This is a genomic window from Streptomyces pacificus, from assembly GCF_011766325.1.
Taxonomy (GTDB): domain Bacteria; phylum Actinomycetota; class Actinomycetes; order Streptomycetales; family Streptomycetaceae; genus Streptomyces; species Streptomyces pacificus.
Window position 1 is genome coordinate 1 of the sequence record NZ_BLLG01000026.1, and the last position, 18,496, is coordinate 18,496.

Here is an 18,496-nt window from a genome sequence, read left to right on the forward strand (position 1 = left end):
TACGCCCGCGCGGTCAGCCGTGGCTCCACCCGGCACCACAACCCGGCGAGCAGCGCGAAGAAGTCCTCGAACCACCCGTCCCACCGCTCGACATCCCGCTGCACGTCCTCCATGCACGGCTCAACGCGTCACGCGGCCAGCAGACACGAAGCTCCCCTGTAGTGCAGGGCGTGTACGACCCGAACGGGGCGGGAGCCATCGTGTTCGCCGTCCTGGCCGTGGCCGCGGCCGTGGAACGGGAAGGCATCCGGGAGAAGACCGGCCGGCGGGGGCGTGGAGGGTCGGCGCGAACCGGCCGCGTTGCGGGCGGACCAACTGCAGGCGGTGCTCTGCCACGAACTGGGGCACCACTCGCACGGCCGCACCCGCTTCGCCGCGACCGTGTACCAGGGGGCGGCCGGTCTGGACCGCGCGCAGCGCAGCTTCGCACGACCGAATTCGCCTGCCGGTACGGGACGAACGTCCCCTTCCTCATGTTCCCCATGGCGCTCAATTTCCCGGACGAGTCCGTGCTGCGCCCCGGTCACGGTCTGATCGTTCCGGAGATGCCGGTCACCGGGGCGGCCACCGGGGCGTCGTGCTCCGCGCAGCCGCGGGCGTGAAGCAGGCAGCCGCAGTGTCAGGGCCGGATCATGGCCGGTGGACCCGGCCCGGCCCTGTGGCCCTCCGGAGAGCGGAGGCCGTCGAGGACGTTCGAGGCCGACGGGGCCGGGCGGAGACGGGCGGAGGCGGGCGGCGGGTGGGGCCGGGTGGCGGGTGGCCCGCCCGATGGGCCGCTTCGATGCCGTACCCCCTCATGGTCGTGCCCGCGTGGGCAGGGTGAGGATTTCGGCTCCGTCGTCGGTGATGGCGATGGTGTGCTCGCTGTGCGCGGTCCGGCAGCCCGTGGCGCTGCGCAGTGTCCACCCGTCGGCGTCGGTGACGAGTGCGGCGGTGTCGGCCATGACCCAGGGTTCCAGGGCGAGCAGCAGTCCGGGGCGCAGTGTGTACCCGCGGCCCGGCCGTCCGGTGTTCGGGATGTGGGGGTCCTGGTGCATGGTCGAGCCGATGCCGTGGCCTCCGAACTCGGTGCTGATCGGGTAGCCCGCCTCATCGAGGATCGTGCCGATGGCGTGGGAGAGGTCACCGATGCGCGCTCCGGGCCTGGCGGCGGCGATGCCGGCGGCGAGTGCCCGTTCGGTCGTCTCGATCATCGCGACGCTCTCCGCCGGCCTGGCTTCGCCCACCAGGAAGCTGATCGCGGCGTCCGAGGCCACCCCGCCCTTGGCTACGGCGAGGTCGAGAGTCAGCAGATCCCCGTTCGCCAGGGGGTAGTTGTGGGGCAGCCCGTGGAGCACCGCGTCGTTGACGGCCGTGCAGACGTAGTGCCCGAACGGGCCGCGTCCGAAGGAGGGTGCGTAGTCGACGTAGCAGGACTGCGCTCCCGCCTCGCTGATCAGCTCTTTGGCCCACTGGTCGATGTCCAGCAGATTGGTCCCGACCGTGCTGCGCTGCTTCAGAGTCTGCAGGATGTCTCCGACCAGAGCGCCGGTGCCCCTCGCCCGCTCGAGCCGAGCGGAGTTCAGGATCTCGATCATGGGGAGCCTTTCACGTATGGCCAATAACTATACCGGCATAACTATACCGGGATTAGAATCGGGTCATGGTCAGGTTGCCGCTCACCCCCGCCGAGGTAGAACGCGGAGAGCGCCTTGGCGCTCTGCTCCGCCGAGCCCGGGGCTGCCGCTCGATGCTCGATGTGGCGCTCGCCGCGCGTATCTCGCCGGAAACCCTGCGGAAGATCGAGTCCGGCCGTGTGGCCACCCCCGCCTTCCCCACCATCGCGGCGATCGCCGACACCCTCGGCCTGTCCCTGGACGCCGTCTGGACCGAGATCAACCGGGCGGAGCGAACCGTCGGGGACCAGTCGGCCCCGTCTGCCGAGCGGCGTGCGTCGCTGGCTTCGTAGCGCCCGTTCCGCCTCGAGTGCGCAAGCGCGGTGAAGTGTGCATTGACCGTCAATGGGGAGGGCGTCAACAGCTGTCTTGTGTAGGCTGCCGACTCATGAGACATGACGCGGTGCGCGGCCACCTCGACGGACTGCTGCTGGCCGTGCTCGAAACCGGGCCTCTGCACGGCTACGCGATCATCACCGCCGTTCAGCAGCGCAGTGGAGGCGTGCTGGAGCTGCGTACGGGCACGATCTATCCGGCGCTCAACCGGCTCGAGCGGATCGGGCTGCTGCGCAGCAGTTGGCAGACCACCGGCGAACGCCGCAGACGGTGCTACGAACTCACCGAGGCCGGACGCCGTACCCTGGCGGGCGAGCGGACCGCTTGGCGGGAGTTCACCACCGCCATCGGCTCGGTCCTGAACCCCGTCGCGCCGCCCGGAGCCGTCACGTGAGCGCCGTCACGCCGCGGAGTGACCCCGTCGAGGACTGCGTTTCCACCCTGGCCGCCGCCGTGCACGGACCGGCACGCACCAAGGCGCGCATGGTGGCCGAGGTGCGCGAGGACCTGACGGACGCGGTGGCGGAACGCACCCGGGCGGGGCTGACGTACCAGCGTGCCGCCGCCCAGGCGGTGCGGGAGTTCGGGACCCCCGACGAGCTCGTGGTGAGCTGGCAGCGCGAACTCACCATCGCCCAGGCCCGGCACACCGCGCGGACCGTCGCCCTCACCGTCCCCCTGGTGGTCGCCTGCTGGTATCTGGTCCGGCGAGCCGGCCACGACCAGACCTGGGAACTTGCGCGCACCGCGCAGATGCTGGGCGTCCATCTGTCCGGCGTCTCGGCGATCACCGCACTGCTCGCCGCAGTGGCCCTGGCGGTGACAGGCACCCTCGCCCGCCGGCTGCCCACGCCGGACCGGTTGCCGCTCGCGGTCGCCTGGGGCGGCACCGTCGCGAGCGCCTCCATGGCCTTCGCCACCCTGGCCCTCGCCCTCGCGGCCGCCCTGGGCACCGACTGGCTGCTGTTCGCGTCCGCCGGTACCCTCGCGGCCTCTTCGCACGCCCTGGTGGCGGGCTCGGCCCGGTCCTGCAGGCGCTGCGCCCGGCTGCCGGCCGTCGGGGCATCGAGCGCCGGGGCGCGCTGACCGCGACCGGGAGGTTCCGCCCTCGGGTCGACAGGCCGATGTCCGGGTGTGCCGCGGGCATCTTGGATGTTCTGGGCCGCCGCGCGGGATGGGCGGGGTCTGTGGGGCGTACGGCGATCAGGCGCCCGTGGTGGAGCCCGGTCGGACGATCATGAGTACGACCACGACGGCCCAGAGCAGGTTGAACACCCCGGTGATCATGGCCAGTCGCGCCGCCGCGGACCGGGACGCGGTCGCGGTCCGCGGCGCGTTGGCGGTCGCGGTCTCCGCGGCCGCACCCTCGCCGCCGTAGGCCGCCGTACCGGCGGACTGGGCGAGCAGCCGCTCCTGACCGGGCAGGATCGCTATCAGCAGCAGCGCCGCAGCGACCGTCGTGAGGATGAGCGAGACGATGAGCCAGCTGTCGCCCAGCACGCCCATCCGGGCTCCGGTGGCAAGGCCGAAGACCGGTACGGCGACGCCGACGGCGGCGTATACCCGGCAGATCCGGTGCAGCAGCGCGGCGGTGGCGGGTGTGCGCTCCTTGCCGCTCGGGTCGTCGGCCCCGGCTTGGGGCGTGACGAAGCGGGGGAACATCGAGGCCGCCACCGTGATCGGGCCGATCGTCACGATCGATGCCAGCACATGCAAGGAGAGCAGCAGTTTGGTCACCGGGGATCCCTTCTCTTTAGGTTGTCAGGCAATATATTGACAGCCAACCTATTGCCGCAAGCCGGCCCGCTGGGGTGGGCTGCCTGCCTGCTCCCGCTCCGCTGCGGCGTTGCGGATGCCGGGTCTCGGCGATTGTCGCCGTAGGCGTCGTGCGGGCGTCGGGCGGGATTTGCCGTGGCACCGGTTCCGGATATCGGTGGTTCACCGGGGCGGTCCGTCGCCGCACGGCGGTGCCTTACAGGAGTCGGCCGCCCTGCCCGCACCGCGGTGGCGCCCAAGCCGCAGCGTCTGTTCTCCGCGCAGGCCGCCGTGGTTCCGCCGGCCGCCCCGACGGCGTGGCAGCCGCTGGAGGCGGCCGGGTGTGTGCGGGGCTGCGGGTTCCGGTGCACGCGGGGGCGGGCGGCGTCGGACACTTCCCCGTTCAGTTCGCCCGGCACTTCGGGGCGCACGTCACCGCTGACCGCCTCCGCGGGCAACCCGGACTTCCTGAGAGGCCCGGGGCCCGTCTACCGGCGGATTCCCGGCGCGTTCCCGGCCGCCGGCAGCCACCGCGGGCCCCGTGCCCGCATGGGCTGCCGGCGGCTCCCGTCAGCCACCGCGGTCCGAAACCCCCGGCTGTGCGGGGGTGACGGCCGGCTCCGGACCGCGGCCGTCACCCCTCCGTGCGGGAGCCGCCGATGCCGTAGTCGGCCCGCTGGTAGATGTCGGGGATGCCGTCCGCGTCCTCGTCGACGGTCTCCTCCTCGTAGAGGCGGCGGTAGACCGCGTTGCGGCGCTTGATCAGCGCCGCGGCCAGGACCGCCGCGATCAGCGACCCGAGGAGGACGGCGGCCTTCACCTGCTCCGCCTGGGCCGGGTCGGAGAAGGCGAGCTCCCCGATGAGGAGGGCGACGGTGAAGCCTATTCCCGCCAGGACGGCGAGGGAGAAGACGTCCGCCCACTCCAGGTCGGGGTTGAGGCGGGCGCGGGTGTAGCGGGCGGCGAGGTAGGTGCCCGCGAAGATGCCGAGGGTCTTGCCCGCGACGAGGCCGACGACCACGCCGAGCGGTTCGGGCCTGGTGAACACGTCGCCCAGGGCGGCCGCGGAGACGCTCACACCGGCGGCGAACAGGGCGAACAGCGGCACCGCCACTCCTGCCGAGACCGGGTGGAGCAGATGCGAGGTCCGTTCCGCGGGCGAGGTCTCCTCGCCCTTGTCGCGGGTGGTGCGCAGGATCAGGCCCATGGCGACGCCGGCGACGGTGGCGTGGACTCCGCCGTTGTACATCAGCGCCCAGATCGCGATGCCGAGCGGTGCGTACCACCACCAGCCCCTCACCCGCAGGCGCTGGAGGACGTAGAAGAGGACCAGGCCGGCGAAGGCTCCCGCGAGGGCCGGGTAGTCCAGGTCGCTGGTGAAGAAGATCGCGATGATCAGGATGGCGCCGAGGTCGTCGACGACGGCGAGTGTGAGCAGGAACGCGCGAAGCGCGGCCGGGAGATGGGTGCTGAGGACGGCCAGGACCGCGAGCGCGAAGGCGATGTCGGTGGCCATCGGCACGGCCCATCCGTCCAGTCCGCCCCCGGCGGGTGCGGCGACCGCGACGTACAGCGCGGCGGGCACGACCATGCCGCAGACCGCGGCGATGACCGGCAGTGCGGCGGTGGCGGGATTGCGCAGCTCGCCGACGACGAGTTCGCGCTTGAGTTCGATCCCGGCGACGAGGAAGAAGACGGCGAGCAGGCCGTCGGCGGTCCAGTGCCCGACCGACAGGTCGAGACCCAGGGCGGGTATGCCGAAGTGGAAGTCGCGTATCTGTTCGTAGACGCCGCTCCACGGGCTGTTCGCCCAGAGGAGTGCCACCACCGCCGCGGCCAGCAGAACGAGTCCGCCGATCGTCTCGGTGCGCAGCGCCTCGGCCACGGCCTTGCGCTCGGGCAGAGGCAGCAGGCCGAGGAAGGTGGCGCGCTGACGCGGGGCGTCTGACATGGGGAAGGCCTCCGGGCCGTCGGTGGAGCGGGCACACTGCACCCTTTGACGCCGACCAGACTTCCCGGCACACCAAGCGTCATGCTGACGCGTTCCTCACACCCTAACCAGAAGGCGGCCGCTGCCACCAGACAGCGCCCTACCTGCGGGAACACCGGCGCGAGCACCGGTGGGCACGCCGACGGGCACCCCGGCGCGAACACCGGCGGGAACATCGGCGGGCACCCCGGCGCGAGCGTGCCGAGGAGGCCGCATGCGCCCGCGCCCTGCGCATGCGGCCTCCTCCGCGGAACCGGACCGCGCGGGCGGTCAGACGGTGGTCTTCGCCGGCTCCGGTTCGTCGTCGGCGTCGCCCGCCCCGCCGGCCTTGAGGGACCGGACGTACTCCAGGAAGGAGTTGAGCTCCCGCTTGACGACGGGGGCGAGCAGGTAGAGGCCGATGATGTTGATGACCGCCAGCATGAACAGGACCGCGTCGGCCATGTCGATCAGCGTCTGCAGCGTGAGCAGGGCACCGGCGACGGCGAACAGCGAGTAGAGCACCTTGAAGGTGATCTCGCTGGCCTTGCTGCGGCCGAAGAGGTACGTCCACGCCTTGAGGCAGTAGTAGCCCCAGGTCAGCACTGTCGAGATGGCGAAGAGCATCACCGCGACGGTCAGGATGTACGGGAACCAGGGCAGCACCGTGGCGAAGGCGTCGGAGGTGATGGTGACGCCGCCGATGGACTCGCCGGCCCGTGCCTCGGCCCAGCTCGCCGGGTTGGCGATCACGATGGTCAGGGCGGTCATGGTGCAGATGATCACGGTGTCGATGAAGGGCTCGAGCAGGGCGACCAGGCCCTCGCTCGCGGGGTGCTTGGTCTTCACCGCGGAGTGCGCGATCGGGGCGGAGCCGAGACCGGCCTCGTTGGAGAACGCCGCCCGCTTGAAGCCGATGATCAGCGCACCGAGGACACCGCCGGCGACACCCTCGGGGTTGAACGCGCCCTCGACGATCGTGACGACCGCGTCGGGCACGGCCGTGACGTTCACCAGGATGACCACCAGACAGGCGGCGATGTAGACGCCCGCCATGGCCGGCACCAGCCTGCTGGTGACGTTGGCGATGGAGCGGATGCCGCCGATCAGCACGATGCCGACGAGCGCGGCGATCAGGATGCCGAAGAAGAGGGCCCCGGACGAGGAGCCGACGGCGCCGTCCTCGCCGCCGGCGATGGAGACCAGCTGCGCGTAGCTCTGGTTGACCTGGAAGAGGTTGCCGCCGAAGAGGCCGAAGAACAGGACCATGAAGGAGGCGAGGACGGCGAGGACCTTGCCCAGGGTCTTGCCGTTCTTGCCGAAGCGCTCGGTCAGGCCCTTGGGGATGTAGTGCATCGGGCCGCCCGAGACGGTGCCGTCGGCGTGCACCTCGCGGTACTTCACACCGAGGGTGACCTCGACGAACTTCGTGGCCATGCCCAGCAGACCGCAGAGGATCATCCAGAAGGTCGCGCCCGGACCGCCGATGGAGACGGCGACCGCGACACCCGCGATGTTGCCGAGGCCTACGGTGCCGGAGACGGCGGCGGTCAGCGCCTGGAAGTGGTTGACCTCGCCGGCCGACCCCTTCTCGTCGTACTTCCCGCGCACCACGTCGACCGCGAGGCGGAACTTGCGTATCTGGATCAGCCCGAACCAGGCGGAGAAGACCAGACCGGCGACGACCAGCCAGGCGACGATGAGGGGGAGGTCCGTCCCCCCTACGGGGACGGAGTAGAAGACGACTTCTCCGAGCCAGCTGGCGATGGGCTCGAAGAATCCGCTGACAGCCTTGTCGACGGATTCGGTCATGGAGTCGAGTGACACAGTGGCTACCTCGTGGCGCAGGACCGGCGCACGGGAGGCTGCGCCGGATGGTGTGCGGTCTTGGAGCGAACGCCGTTGTCCGATCGGCGACCGTGGGCGCGCGGTCCACGGACTCGAACCGTATCGCCCTGGTCGTGCCGCGCCGGCGGACCGGCGCGCCCCCGCATCACGGCGGGAGGCCGACTGCGGAGTTGCGCAGTTCTAGCACGTTTTTTACGCCCCCATGGGTGATGGGAATCACATAACGGCCAGTAGCCACGCGAAGTGCCTGCGACTGTGACGAGACCGTTATTCGGAAGCGGGAGTTCGTTCACCGAACGTCCATGAGGGTTGGCTTTGCGTACTCGCCCGAGTCGGGCTGTGAGGTGTGACCTGCGGAAAAGGTTCTTCTGCCGGGGCGGGCGGGTCCGGGGGCGCCCCGGGGGCGCCGGGCACCGCCCGGGCATCCGCTCGACTCCCGTACCCGGCAGAGTTCCGGCGCGGAGGCTGCCGTATCCGGGAAGTGACGGCGCGGAGCGGACGTGGCAGGACCGGCCGTCCCCGATCCGGGCGTGTCCCCGGTCGGTGGATGCCGCCGATCCGGGAGTGCCGTCGTCGCGCGCCCCCTGCCGTGCGCGTGGCGCCCCGTGGTGCCCGTGGTGCTCCGTGGTGCGCGTGGCGCCCCGTGGTGCCCGTGGTGCTCCGTGGTGCGCGTGGCGCCCCGTGGTGCCCGTGGTGCTCCGCGCGGTACCTGCGGTGCTCCGCGCGTGTCCGGGCTGCGCCGGGCCGTGTCGCGCCGCTCCGCGCCGTATCGGGCCGCTGCGGGGGCCTGCGCCGATCCGCCCCTCCGCCCGTGTGACGTTCGCCGGCGCCCGGCACGGCGCCCGGCACGGCGGGCGACTCGCCGGGCCCGGGCGGGGTAGACGAGCGCTGTGGACGACAAGGTTCTCTGGTGGATCCTCGGCATGGCGGCCCTGGCCACGGCCGCCGGTGCCGCCTGGATGCTCCTCCGTGTGCTCAGGGCCCGCCGGGCGCTCCGCGAGGCCGGTGTGCCCCTGCGCGACAAGGCCCTCTTCTGGGGCGCCGTGCTCTACACCGTCTCGCCCGTCGACGTGCTGCCGGACCCGGTGTACCTCGACGACATCGGCGTGCTGATGCTGGCGCTCCGCGCGCTGCAGACGGCCGCCCGGGGGGCGGCACGGCATAAGCCCGGATGACCGGGCTCGCCCGGGGGTGTCACCGGCCGCACCCCGCCGGCCACGCCCGCTCGGCGGCGGCGTCAGGAGTCCGCCGGGGGGAGTCCGGGCAGCAGCTTCTCGAGGGTGACGGGGAAGTCGCGCACACGGATGCCCGTGGCGTTGAACACCGCGTTCGCCACGGCGGCGCCGGACCCGCAGATGCCCAGCTCACCGACACCCTTCCCGCCCAGGACGTTGGCCCTGCCGTCGAACGATTCCAGCACGACGGCCTCGACGTCGGTGATGTCGGCGTGGACCGGCACCAGGTAACCGGCGAGGTCCCGGTTGACGAAGGCACCGGAGCGCGTGTCGACGACGGCCTCCTCCTCGAGGGCGGCGCCCACACCCCAGATCATGCCGCCGAGCAGTTGCGAGCGGGTCGTCTTCGGATTGAACACCCGGCCCACCGAGAACACGCCGAGCATCCGCCGCAGACGGATCTCGGCGGTGTCCGCGTCGACCCCCACCTCGGCGAAATGGGCCCCGTAGGAGTTGATCGAGTAGTCCGAGTAGTGCGGATCGTCAGCCATGTGCCGCACCCGGCCCTCCGCCTCCGTCCCCTCCGGGGCGGCGCGCGCGGCAATCGCTCCCACCGCCTCGGACGCCCCGCCGATATGCACCACCCCGTCGGCGAACACGGCGCCGGCCGGGTCCATGCCGTACAGCGGAGAGCCGGTGTCGCCGCAGGCCGCCTCCAGCAGCTTCGCACGGAGGGCGCCGCAGGCCCGATGTGCGGCGGTGCACGCGTTGGCGGCGCCCCACGAGCCTCCGGACCCCCAGCTGGTGGGGTGGTCGGAGTCGCCCAGCTCGATCCGCACCCGCTCGGGCGGGAGCCCGAGCCCGCCGGCCGCGACCTGGGCGAGGACGGTGTACGTACCCGTGCCGATGTCGGTCATGTCGCTGAGGACGACGGCGGTGCCGTCCGGCTCCAGCCGCACCCGTACCGCCGTGGGGGCCTGGAGATGCCCCCGGATCGCCGCCGACATGCCGTAGCCGACGAGCCAGCGCCCCTCGCGCAAGCGCGCGGGCACGGCGGGCCGGTTCTCCCACCCGAACCGGCGCGCGCCCTCGCGCAGGCAGTCGACCAGATGCCGGTCGCTGTACGGCACGCCCCGCTCGGGATCGAGGGCCGGCTCGTTGCGGATCCGCAGTTCCACCGGGTCCATCCCGAGGGCGTCGGCCAGCTCGTCCATGGCCGACTCGACCGCCAGCAGGCCCGGTGCCTCGCCCGGCGCGCGGACGTCCGCCCCGCGCGGCAGGTCGAGTGGCGTCAGCCGGTGGCCGGTCAGCCGGTGGGGTGCGGCATACAGGCTGCGGGTGGTGGCGGCGGTCTGCTCGGCGTACTCGGTCTCGGGGCTGGTGTGCATGAGGACGTCGTGGGCGATCGCCGTCAGCCGCCCGTCGCGCTCCGCCCCCAGCCGGACCCGCTGGCGCGACCGGGGACGCATGCCCACGAGCTGGAAGACCTGCTGCCGGGTCAGCGCGACCTTCACCGGCCGGCCGAGCACGCGGGCGGCCATCGCGGCCAGGATCGTCTCGGCGTGGATGCTCAGTTTGGAGCCGAACCCGCCGCCGACGAAGGGGGCGACGACGTGCACCTGCCCGGGGTCCATCCGCAGCGTGGCCGCGACCGAGGCCCGCGCTGCGTCGACGATCTGGCAGCTGGTGTAGAGGACCAGGCTCTCGCCGCGCGGCTCGGCCAGGCAGGCGTTGGGTTCGATCGGCAGGGAGAACTCGTACGGGGTCGTGTAGTGCTGGTCGATCCTGACCTCGGCAGCGTCGAACCCGGCGTCGAAGTCGCCTACCTCGGTGTCCGCGGGCAGGCCGCCGGTGACCTCCTTGGGGGTGTACACCCCGTCCTGGCGGGCGTCGAGGTCGAAACGCCCCCGTGCGGTGTCGTACCCGACCTCGACGCGGGCTGCCGCGTCCCTGGCCTGTTCGAGGGTCTCGGCGACGACGAGCGCCACCGGCTCACCGAAGTGGTGGATGTCCGGCCGCGCCAGCACGGGTTGGGCGCGCCAGTAGTCCATGGCCGACTCGTCGACGGGCCCCTGTTCCGGGGCGTTGAGATGGGTCAGTACGAGGTGCACACCCGGTGCGCTCTCGGCGTTCTCGGTCCCGATCCGGGTGATGCGGCCCTTGCCGATCGTCGCGCCGGCGATGAAGCCGCAGAGCGGCCGGCCGGCCTCCTGGTGCTCGTAGGCGTAGGGGGCCCGGCCGGTGGCCTTCAGCGGGCCGTCGACGCGATCCAGCGCCTTCCCGATCATCCCGCCTCCTCGGCCGCTCCGGCCAGTTGCGCCAGGGTGCGGCACAGCGTGCGCCTGGCCAGGTCGATCTTGAAGTCGTTGTGTCCCCGCCCGACCGCGCCCGCCATCGCCGCCTCGGCGGCGGCGCGGTAGGTGCCCATCGTGGCCGGGCGGCCGGTCAGCGCGGTCTCCGCCTCGGTGGACCGCCACGGCTTGGGCGCCACGCCGCCGAGCGCCACCCGGGCCCCGACGATCGTGCCCCGCTCGACCGAGACCACGGCCGCCACGGAGACCAGCGCGAACTCGTAGGACGCCCGGTCGCGCACCTTGCGGTAGCGCTGCCGGCCCGGCGGCGGCGGTGGCAGCAGCACGCCCGTGATCAACTCGCCGGGGCCCAGCACGGTCTCGATGTGCGGTGTGTCGCCCGGCAGCCGGTAGAAGCCGGTGACGGCGACCCGGCGAACCGCCTGGTCGGCGCCGAGCAGTTCGATCTCCGCATCCAGAACGGCCAGGGCGACGGCCATGTCCGAGGGGTGGGTGGCGATGCAGGAGTCGCTTGCACCGAGGACCGCGTGCGCCCGGTTGAGCCCGCCGATGGCCGAGCACCCCGAGCCGGGATCGCGCTTGTTGCAGTCCGCGGCGGTGTCCTGGAAGTACGGGCACCGGGTGCGTTGCAGCAGGTTCCCGCCGGTCGACGCCATGTTGCGCAACTGGCCCGAGGCGCCGGACACCAGCGCCTCGGACAGCACCGGATAGCGGGAGCGCACCGCGGCGTCGGCGGCGACCTCGGAGTTCGACGCCTGGGCGCCGATGCGCAGTCCGCCGTCGGGGAGTTCCTCGACGCCGCGCAGGGGGAGCCGGCTGATGTCCACGAGACGGCTCGGCGTCTCGACGTCCAGTTTCATCAGATCGAGCAGATTGGTGCCGCCGCTGATGAACTTCGCACCGTCTGCGGACGCCGCGGCGACGGCGGCCCGGGCGTCCGTCGCCCGCTCGTAGGAGAAGGACTTCATGCCGGACCGCCTCGGGCCGTGTCGCGGATGGCCGCGACGATGTTCGGATAGGCGGCGCACCGGCAGATGTTGCCGCTCATCCGCTCCCGGATCTCCGCGTCGGTCGGCGCGATCCGCGGCGAGGCGACGTCGGCGGTGGCGTGGCTGGGCCAGCCCGCCGCCACCTCGGCGAGCATTCCGACGGCGGAGCAGATCTGGCCCGGTGTGCAGTAGCCGCACTGGAAGGCGTCGTTCTCGACGAAGGCGCGTTGCAGGGGGTGCAGGTGGTCGGGATCGCCCAGGCCCTCGATCGTGACGATGTCGTCGTCCTCGTGCATCACGGCCAGCGTCAGGCATGAGTTGACGCGTCGGCCGTTGACCAGCACGGTGCAGGCGCCGCACTGGCCGTGGTCACACCCCTTCTTGGTGCCGCTCAGGCGCAGATGCTCGCGCAGCGCGTCGAGCAGGGAGGTCCGCGGATCCACATCGAGCTGCCGCACCCGCTCGTTGACGTTCAACCGGATCGCCGTAGGCCGGCCTGTTCGGGACGGGCCCGTTCCGTTCGGCCCTGTCCCGTGCGGGACGGCGCTGCCCGAGCCCGTCGGGCCTGGGCCCGTTCCCTGGGGGTCTGCTGCGCCTGACCTCGGCCCGGCGGGGCCGGCGTCCGGATCGCTCATCGGGGCCTGCCTTCCTCGTTCGCCGCGGCGCGGCTGCCGAGTGGGACGTGCCTCGCACCGGCGGCCGGTGCGGTGCCCGCGCCGACCCTCGCCACCGCGACGCGGGCTTCACTCCCAGCGTCTCGCACACGCGGTCGCACCGCGACTCACGCTTCCGGAGGGCCTGTCGCCGCCGGGACCCCCGTATGGCGTGTCGCGTGCGCCGTGCGCGCCGGGCGGGCCGTACCGGCGCTGGACGTCACGCGCCGGGCCCTGCGACCCGCGCCGCGGCCTCGCCGTGCCGCTGCGCGCGTACGCCCGCTCCGGGGCGACCGGCGGGCGAGTCGCCCGGCGGCCTCCGGGCCCTTGCGGCAGGATGAGGGCGGGTGGTGGCGGGCAGGCCGCTGTGGGGTGCGCGGGGAGGAGGCGACGGGTGTGCGGCTTCGGTTCGAGGGCTGGATCGCCGGTGTCGGCACCCGGTCCGGCGTGCGCCTGGTGGTGGGGCACTGGGTGCGGTCACCTTTCGGGGCTTTCGCCGATGTCATGATCGAGCGGGCGGACGGTGAGCGCCTGCTGCTGGCCCCCACGCAGGAGGCCGCCGACTTCATCGCGGCCACCTACGCCTTCGAGGAGGTGCGGGTCGGTCCGGTGCGGGTGCGGGTGGCCGGGACGGCCTGGACCGTCACGGCTCCGTCACTGGACCTGCGTTTTGCCACCGGTGGGCGGGGACCGCTGGGACGGCTGCTGCGGGCCGTGCCCGGCCCGCTCGCCGGCCGGCCGGCCTGGAGTGCCCTGGCCGATCTCCCGGCACGTCTGATGCCGGGTGTGCGCACCCGGGGCAGGAGCGGGGCGGGCCGCCGCGCATGGTACGGCGCGCGGGACCTCCTGCCGATCGTGAGTGCGCATGCCGTCTTCGAGGGGGCTGAGCTGGGTCCCCTCGCGCCCGTCGAACCTCCCGTGCGCTTCGGGTTCGGCTCCGTACCCGGGAAACCGGCTGCCGTGCGGGTCACTTCGACGGTGGCGCTGGACGGCGGACGATGCGCCTGACGCCTGACGCCTGACGCCTGACGGCCGCGCGTGCGCCCGCGGGTCTGCCGGTGCCTCCTCCGGCGTACCCGCCCCGGTTGCGGCAGCCCGGGCCGCAGGAGCGACGGGCGGGCGTCCGGGCCCGGCCCGGTGTCAGTGGTGCTGGCTACGGTGGGCAGATGATCGAGCCCGAGGAGATCCGCCGTATCGCGCTGTCCCTGCCGGAGACGGTGGAGAAGGAGGCGTGGAGCATGCCCACGTTCCGTGTCGCGGGGAGGATGTTCATCACGATGCCCGACGACCAGACGTCGTTCGCCGTGCGATGCCCCAGGCACGAGCGGACCGAGCTGATCGCCGCCGAGCCAGGGAAGTTCTGGGTACCGCCGCACGAGGCGCGTTCGGCCTGGGTCCGGGTGCGGCTCCGCGCCCTGGAGGGCCTTGACGAACTGCGCGACATCCTCGTGGACTCCTGGAGACAGGCTGCTCCGGACCGGCTCTCGGAGCAGCACCCCGAGCTGTGCCCTGGCGGCGCGCCCGGCGGGTGAACGGTACGGAGCACCGGCCGGCGCGGCCAGGCACCGTCGCGGATTCCGGGAGCGGCGGATTCCGGGAGCGGGGGAGGCCGCGGCGAAAGGACCGGCGGGACCGCGGTCCTGAACTGAAGAGCCGTGTCGAGGGGTGAACTCGACAACGACTTTCGATTCTTTGAGGAATCGGTGTTGCCGTATGTGAAAGTGCAGGTCAGGGGGGTGTTAATGACAGCGATTACCACCACCGTTGCAGCCTTTGCGTGAACTCCTTCCGTGCGTTTCACTGCCTGGCGGAAAAGCACTCGCTCTCGCATCGGAGGGGTACGCAATGGGCGCTGGACACGGTCAGGGCGTTTCACACGGCCACGATCATGCTCATGGAATGACCGGAGACTCCGACAAGAGATGGCTCTCGATGGCGCTGGTCCTCATCGTGGGGTTCATGTCGGTCGAGGTCGTCATCGGGGTCGTGGCCGAGTCGCTGGCCCTGATCTCCGACGCCGCGCACATGCTGACCGACGCGGTGGCCATCGTCCTCGCACTCGTGGCGATGCGGATAGCCAAGCGTCCCCCCGGGGGCAGCTACACGTACGGCCTGAAGCGGGTGGAGATCCTCTCCGCCCAGGTGAACGGGCTGTCCCTGATCCTGCTGGGCGCCTGGCTGTCGGTCGAGGCAGTCGAGCGGCTCATCGACCCTCCCGAGGTCAAGGGCGGACTCGTGCTCGCCACCGCTCTGGCCGGGGTCGTGGTCAACGTCGCCGCCGCCTGGTGCATCTCCCGCGCCAACCGCTCCTCGCTCAACGTCGAAGGCGCCTACCAGCACATCCTCAACGACCTGTTCGCGTTCATCGGCACAGCGGTCGCGGGCTTCGTCGTGCTCACCACGGGATTCGCGCGGGCCGACGGCATCGCGACGCTCGTGGTCGTCGCCCTGATGCTCAAGGCCGGCTACGGCCTGCTCCGCGACTCGGGGAGGATTTTCCTGGAAGCCGCTCCCGCTCATGTCGAACCCGACCGGCTGGGGGAGCGGCTGGCGGCTGAGCCGGGTGTACGGGAGATCCACGACCTCCACATCTGGCAGATCGCGTCCGAGGAGGTCGTCCTGTCCGCGCATGTGCTCGTGGAACCCGGCGGCGACTGCCACGCCGTGCGGCGTGGCCTTGAGGAGCTGGTGCGTCGGGACTTCGGCATCACCCACACCACCCTCCAGGTGGACCACCGGCCGGAATCCCTCCTCCAGATCGGCGGACGGGACGGCGCACCGGCTTCGGCGGCGCACCGGGTGGACCCACACGGCCCCATCCGCCTCGACCGTGCGCGCAGCCACGGCGACGGAGGGCCGGACGAACACGGGGACGGCGGCCCGAGTGATCACGACGGTGCGTCCGGCCGCGGGATGGCAGGCGCACTCCGGCCGTGACGACCGCCGGTGTGAGCCCCCCGGAGCCTCCGGGGGGATGCCGGCGGTGCCCGCCCCTGGGGGCTCCACCGCCGCGGTGCCGCCGCTCCCCGCCGCTCGGCGCGGTCTTCTTCGGGGGCGGGCGCACCGTCTGGGCCTCGGCGGACCGGGACCGGTGATGGTGAGGAGCCGGTGTCCGCCGGAACGAGAGGGATCCTGCCCGAAAGCATGTGAAGCGGGTGAACCGCTTCGAGCGGAAGAATCCGGCTGAAAACAGCTGCAACAGGCTGGATCATGCTGAATTGGGCTGGGGGTCGAGGTCGGAAGGTGGTCACGGACCCGGCGAAAGGTGCAGAGAGCTATATATCACTGATAACGGGTGATTCCTATGAATTTAGGATGGGTAGAGAGGTAGAGAAGACACGGACCGGGACCGGCGAGGCCGGCCCCGGGTCCGAGCGGGAGGGATGACGGGACATCGCCCATGATCTCCGTGCACCCACGTCAGTCAGGAGGGCGCGATGGACTTCTGGGCGATCTGGCTGATCATCGCCGCGGTCCTGGTGGTCGCTGAGATCGCCACCCTGACCGCCGCACTCGGGATGCTCGGCGGGGCCGCGCTCATCACGGCGGCATTCGCCGCCGTGGGGGTTCCGCTGCCCTTGCAGCTCCTGGTCTTCACCGTCGTCGCCGTGGTCAGTGTCGTCTTCGTGCGGCCCCGGGTGCGGCGCGCTCTCAAGCCGCGGGACAAGCGGTTCGGCGTGGACGCACTGGTCGGCCGCACCGCCGAGACCGTGTCGGAGGTGACGGGCACGGGCGGCAGGGTCCGGATCGGGGGCGAGGAGTGGACCGCCCGCGCGTACGACGAGACGCTGGTGATCCCTGCCGGAACGGAAGTGGACGTCATGGAGATCAGCGGTGCCACCGCAGTCGTCTACCCCCGGGAGTGAGTCATGGAAGCCACGGCGCTCTTCGTCGGCGTGATCATCGCGCTCTTGGCCGTCATCACCGTCCTCCGGGCGGTCCGCGTCGTGCCCCAGGCGCGTGCCCGCAACGTCGAACGGCTCGGCCGGTACCACCGCACGCTGCAACCGGGGCTCAATGTGGTGATCCCGTACGTCGACCGGGTCTATCCCGTGATCGACCTCCGTGAACAGGTCGTCTCCTTCCGCCCGCAGCCCGTGATCACCGAGGACAACCTGGTGGTGGAGATCGACACCGTGGTGTACTTCCAGGTCACCGACCCGCGTGCCGCCGCCTACGAGATCGCGAACTATCTGCAGGCCGTCGAGCAGCTCACCGTCACCACACTGCGCAACGTCGTGGGCTCGATGGACCTGGAGCAGACCCTCACCTCGCGCGACATCATCAACAACCAGCTGCGCGGCGTGCTGGACGAGGCAACCGGAAAATGGGGGCTGAGGGTCAACCGTGTGGAGATCAAGGCCATCGACCCTCCGCAGTCCATCAAGGACGCGATGGAGAAGCAGATGCGGGCCGAGCGGGACAAGCGGGCCGCGATTCTCGGGGCCGAGGGGCAGCGGCAGGCCCAGATCCTCACCGCCGAGGGGGAGAAGCAGTCCGCCGTTCTCCGGGCGGAGGGCAACCGGACGGCGGACATCCTCAAGGCCGAGGGGCAGTCCCGGGCCATCGACGAGGTGTTCCAGGCGGTGCACCGCAACGACCCGGACCCCAAACTGCTCGCCTACCAGTACCTCCAGGTGCTGCCGCAGCTGGCACAGGGATCGGGCAACACGTTCTGGGTCATCCCCGGTGAGGTCACCTCCGCGCTCCAGGGCGTGTCCCGCGCGTTCAGTGAGGCGCTGCCCCAGTCGCCGGCGACCCGGGAGGAGATCTCCGGCGGCGAGGCCGACCGGAAGGCCGCGAACGACGCGGCACGGGCCGCGGAAGCCGCGGCCGAGGCCGTCGCCGACGCGGTCCAGGTGGACCGCGGCCCCACCGCGCCCTGACCTTCTGAACCGGTGCCGCGGCCGATCGGCGCTCAGAGTCTGACGACCCCTTCGAAGACGACGAGAACGCCCACCGCGGCGATCACCACCGCCATCACTCCAGCGGCATGGCCCTCCAGCCACCGTCTGACCCTGGTCAGTGGTGCGAGCACCCGCTCACCCATGAGTACATGGAGGGCCACGGGCAGCGCCACCGTGCTGGCGGCGCATGCGGTGAACACGGCGAGGGCCGTCACCCCGCTCGTGGTGGCGTGTGCGCCGGACCCGATCGCGAGACCGGCGGCGGCGGAGAGCAGCAGGATCTTCGGGTTGGCGACCGACAGCAGCACTCCCAGCCGGAACGCACGAGCGGGGTGCGCGCCGGTCAGCAGCCGCATCCAGCCCGGGGCCGGTCTCCCCCGCCGGGTCAGCCACTGGCGGAGCCCGAAGGCGACGAGGAGCGTGCCCAGACCCACTCGGGCCCAGGCGACCCAGGGCGGACCCTCCTGGGGACGGTGGACGACGGAAGCCAGCGCGGCACAGGCGCTCGCGGGGGCGACGATGCCGATGACCCAGCCGGCCAGAAAGGCGCTGCTGGTCGCCCGCGGCCGCGGGGTGAACTGCATGAAGAGTGCGGGGATGAGGGTGAACGGTGAAACGGCGATCACCACAGCGAAGAACACGATCTCACCGAATGACACCGGTACCGCCCTCTGCCGCCCTCGGTCCTGCACGCGCCTACCCGCGGTCGCTCATGCGTACGGGCCTCCTACGCGACCGCCCGCGCCGCACCGGAAGTCCACGGGCACGGCGACTCTGCCGAGGATGTCACACGGTCCGGCGCACCGGGAGGCGGCGGCCGCCGGAGCGCGGTTCGGCGTGCCCCTGCTCCAAAGAGTACGGCCTCCGGCGCCGCCCCGGTTCCCGGAAGCACCCGGT

17 protein-coding genes are annotated in these 18,496 nt (G+C 71.9%); 9 read left to right on the forward strand and 8 right to left on the reverse strand.

Annotation, left to right across the window (positions count from 1 at the left end; translation table 11 throughout):
* Positions 1 to 794: 794 nt before the first annotated feature.
* Positions 795 to 1,577, reverse strand: a complete 783-nt coding sequence (gene map, locus SCWH03_RS26510) for a type I methionyl aminopeptidase (RefSeq protein WP_173267181.1) — start codon at positions 1,575 to 1,577, stop codon at positions 795 to 797.
* Between the two features lie 65 nt (positions 1,578 to 1,642).
* Here map and SCWH03_RS26515 point away from each other — a divergent pair, with 65 nt between their 5' ends.
* The 3 genes from SCWH03_RS26515 to SCWH03_RS26525 all read left to right on the forward strand — a co-directional run bounded on the left by SCWH03_RS26515 (position 1,643) and on the right by SCWH03_RS26525 (position 3,077).
* On the forward strand, positions 1,643 to 1,948 hold the full coding sequence (locus tag SCWH03_RS26515; protein ID WP_173267184.1) for a helix-turn-helix transcriptional regulator: 306 nt from the start codon (positions 1,643 to 1,645) through the stop codon (positions 1,946 to 1,948).
* A 95-nt stretch (positions 1,949 to 2,043) separates the two neighbouring features.
* Positions 2,044 to 2,385, forward strand: a complete 342-nt coding sequence (locus SCWH03_RS26520) for a PadR family transcriptional regulator (protein WP_173267186.1) — start codon at positions 2,044 to 2,046, stop codon at positions 2,383 to 2,385.
* Entirely contained in the window at positions 2,382 to 3,077 is a 696-nt protein-coding gene (locus SCWH03_RS26525) for a permease prefix domain 1-containing protein (RefSeq protein WP_173267188.1), read from the forward strand. The genes SCWH03_RS26520 and SCWH03_RS26525 overlap by 4 nt, the downstream gene beginning before the upstream one ends.
* Before the next feature lie 117 nt (positions 3,078 to 3,194).
* Here the strand turns inward: SCWH03_RS26525 and SCWH03_RS26530 are convergent, their stop codons facing one another.
* The 3 genes from SCWH03_RS26530 to SCWH03_RS26540 all read right to left on the reverse strand — a co-directional run bounded on the left by SCWH03_RS26530 (position 3,195) and on the right by SCWH03_RS26540 (position 7,542).
* Entirely contained in the window at positions 3,195 to 3,728 is a 534-nt protein-coding gene (locus SCWH03_RS26530) for a hypothetical protein (RefSeq protein WP_173267190.1), read from the reverse strand.
* 652 nt (positions 3,729 to 4,380) lie between these two features.
* On the reverse strand, positions 4,381 to 5,697 hold the full coding sequence (gene nhaA, locus SCWH03_RS26535; RefSeq protein ID WP_173267192.1) for a Na+/H+ antiporter NhaA: 1,317 nt from the start codon (positions 5,695 to 5,697) through the stop codon (positions 4,381 to 4,383).
* 309 nt (positions 5,698 to 6,006) lie between these two features.
* On the reverse strand, positions 6,007 to 7,542 hold the full coding sequence (locus SCWH03_RS26540; RefSeq protein WP_173267194.1) for an alanine/glycine:cation symporter family protein: 1,536 nt from the start codon (positions 7,540 to 7,542) through the stop codon (positions 6,007 to 6,009).
* Between the two features lie 911 nt (positions 7,543 to 8,453).
* Between SCWH03_RS26540 and SCWH03_RS26545 the strand changes: the two genes are divergently transcribed.
* Positions 8,454 to 8,738: a YkvA family protein gene (locus tag SCWH03_RS26545; protein WP_173267196.1), complete on the forward strand. Its 285-nt coding sequence runs from the start codon at positions 8,454 to 8,456 to the stop codon at positions 8,736 to 8,738.
* Between the two features lie 62 nt (positions 8,739 to 8,800).
* Here SCWH03_RS26545 and SCWH03_RS26550 read toward each other — a convergent pair whose 3' ends face one another.
* Genes SCWH03_RS26550 through SCWH03_RS26560 form a run of 3 tightly spaced genes read right to left on the reverse strand, consistent with a single transcriptional unit; the run spans position 8,801 to position 12,515 of the window.
* Complete coding sequence (locus SCWH03_RS26550) at positions 8,801 to 11,026, reverse strand: xanthine dehydrogenase family protein molybdopterin-binding subunit (RefSeq protein WP_173267198.1); 2,226 nt, start codon at positions 11,024 to 11,026, stop codon at positions 8,801 to 8,803.
* Positions 11,023 to 12,018, reverse strand: coding sequence for an FAD binding domain-containing protein (locus SCWH03_RS26555; protein WP_173267200.1), 996 nt, complete (start codon positions 12,016 to 12,018; stop codon positions 11,023 to 11,025). The genes SCWH03_RS26550 and SCWH03_RS26555 overlap by 4 nt, the downstream gene beginning before the upstream one ends.
* Positions 12,015 to 12,515 carry a 2Fe-2S iron-sulfur cluster-binding protein gene (locus tag SCWH03_RS26560; protein ID WP_371872784.1) on the reverse strand — a complete coding sequence of 167 codons (501 nt, stop codon included), beginning with the start codon at positions 12,513 to 12,515 and terminating at the stop codon, positions 12,015 to 12,017. Before SCWH03_RS26560 ends, SCWH03_RS26555 begins: the two co-directional genes overlap by 4 nt.
* 573 nt (positions 12,516 to 13,088) lie before the next feature.
* On the opposite strand from SCWH03_RS26560, the gene SCWH03_RS26565 reads away from it, so the two are divergent.
* From SCWH03_RS26565 to SCWH03_RS26585, 5 genes are all read left to right on the forward strand, one after another.
* Complete coding sequence (locus tag SCWH03_RS26565; protein ID WP_173267202.1) at positions 13,089 to 13,700, forward strand: hypothetical protein; 612 nt, start codon at positions 13,089 to 13,091, stop codon at positions 13,698 to 13,700.
* A 158-nt stretch (positions 13,701 to 13,858) separates the two neighbouring features.
* Positions 13,859 to 14,224, forward strand: a complete 366-nt coding sequence (locus SCWH03_RS26570; protein ID WP_173267204.1) for an MmcQ/YjbR family DNA-binding protein — start codon at positions 13,859 to 13,861, stop codon at positions 14,222 to 14,224.
* 313 nt (positions 14,225 to 14,537) lie between these two features.
* A complete protein-coding gene (locus SCWH03_RS26575) occupies positions 14,538 to 15,629 on the forward strand; it encodes a cation diffusion facilitator family transporter (RefSeq protein ID WP_254077046.1) in 1,092 nt (363 codons plus the stop codon).
* 500 nt (positions 15,630 to 16,129) lie between these two features.
* A complete protein-coding gene (locus tag SCWH03_RS26580) occupies positions 16,130 to 16,558 on the forward strand; it encodes an NfeD family protein (RefSeq protein WP_173267206.1) in 429 nt (142 codons plus the stop codon).
* Positions 16,559 to 16,561: 3 nt separating this feature from the next.
* Positions 16,562 to 17,578, forward strand: coding sequence for an SPFH domain-containing protein (locus SCWH03_RS26585; RefSeq protein WP_173267208.1), 1,017 nt, complete (start codon positions 16,562 to 16,564; stop codon positions 17,576 to 17,578).
* Positions 17,579 to 17,610: 32 nt separating this feature from the next.
* On the opposite strand, the gene SCWH03_RS26590 is transcribed toward SCWH03_RS26585, so the two are convergent.
* On the reverse strand, positions 17,611 to 18,258 hold the full coding sequence (locus SCWH03_RS26590; RefSeq protein WP_254077047.1) for a GAP family protein: 648 nt from the start codon (positions 18,256 to 18,258) through the stop codon (positions 17,611 to 17,613).
* Between the last annotated feature and the right edge of the window lie 238 nt (positions 18,259 to 18,496).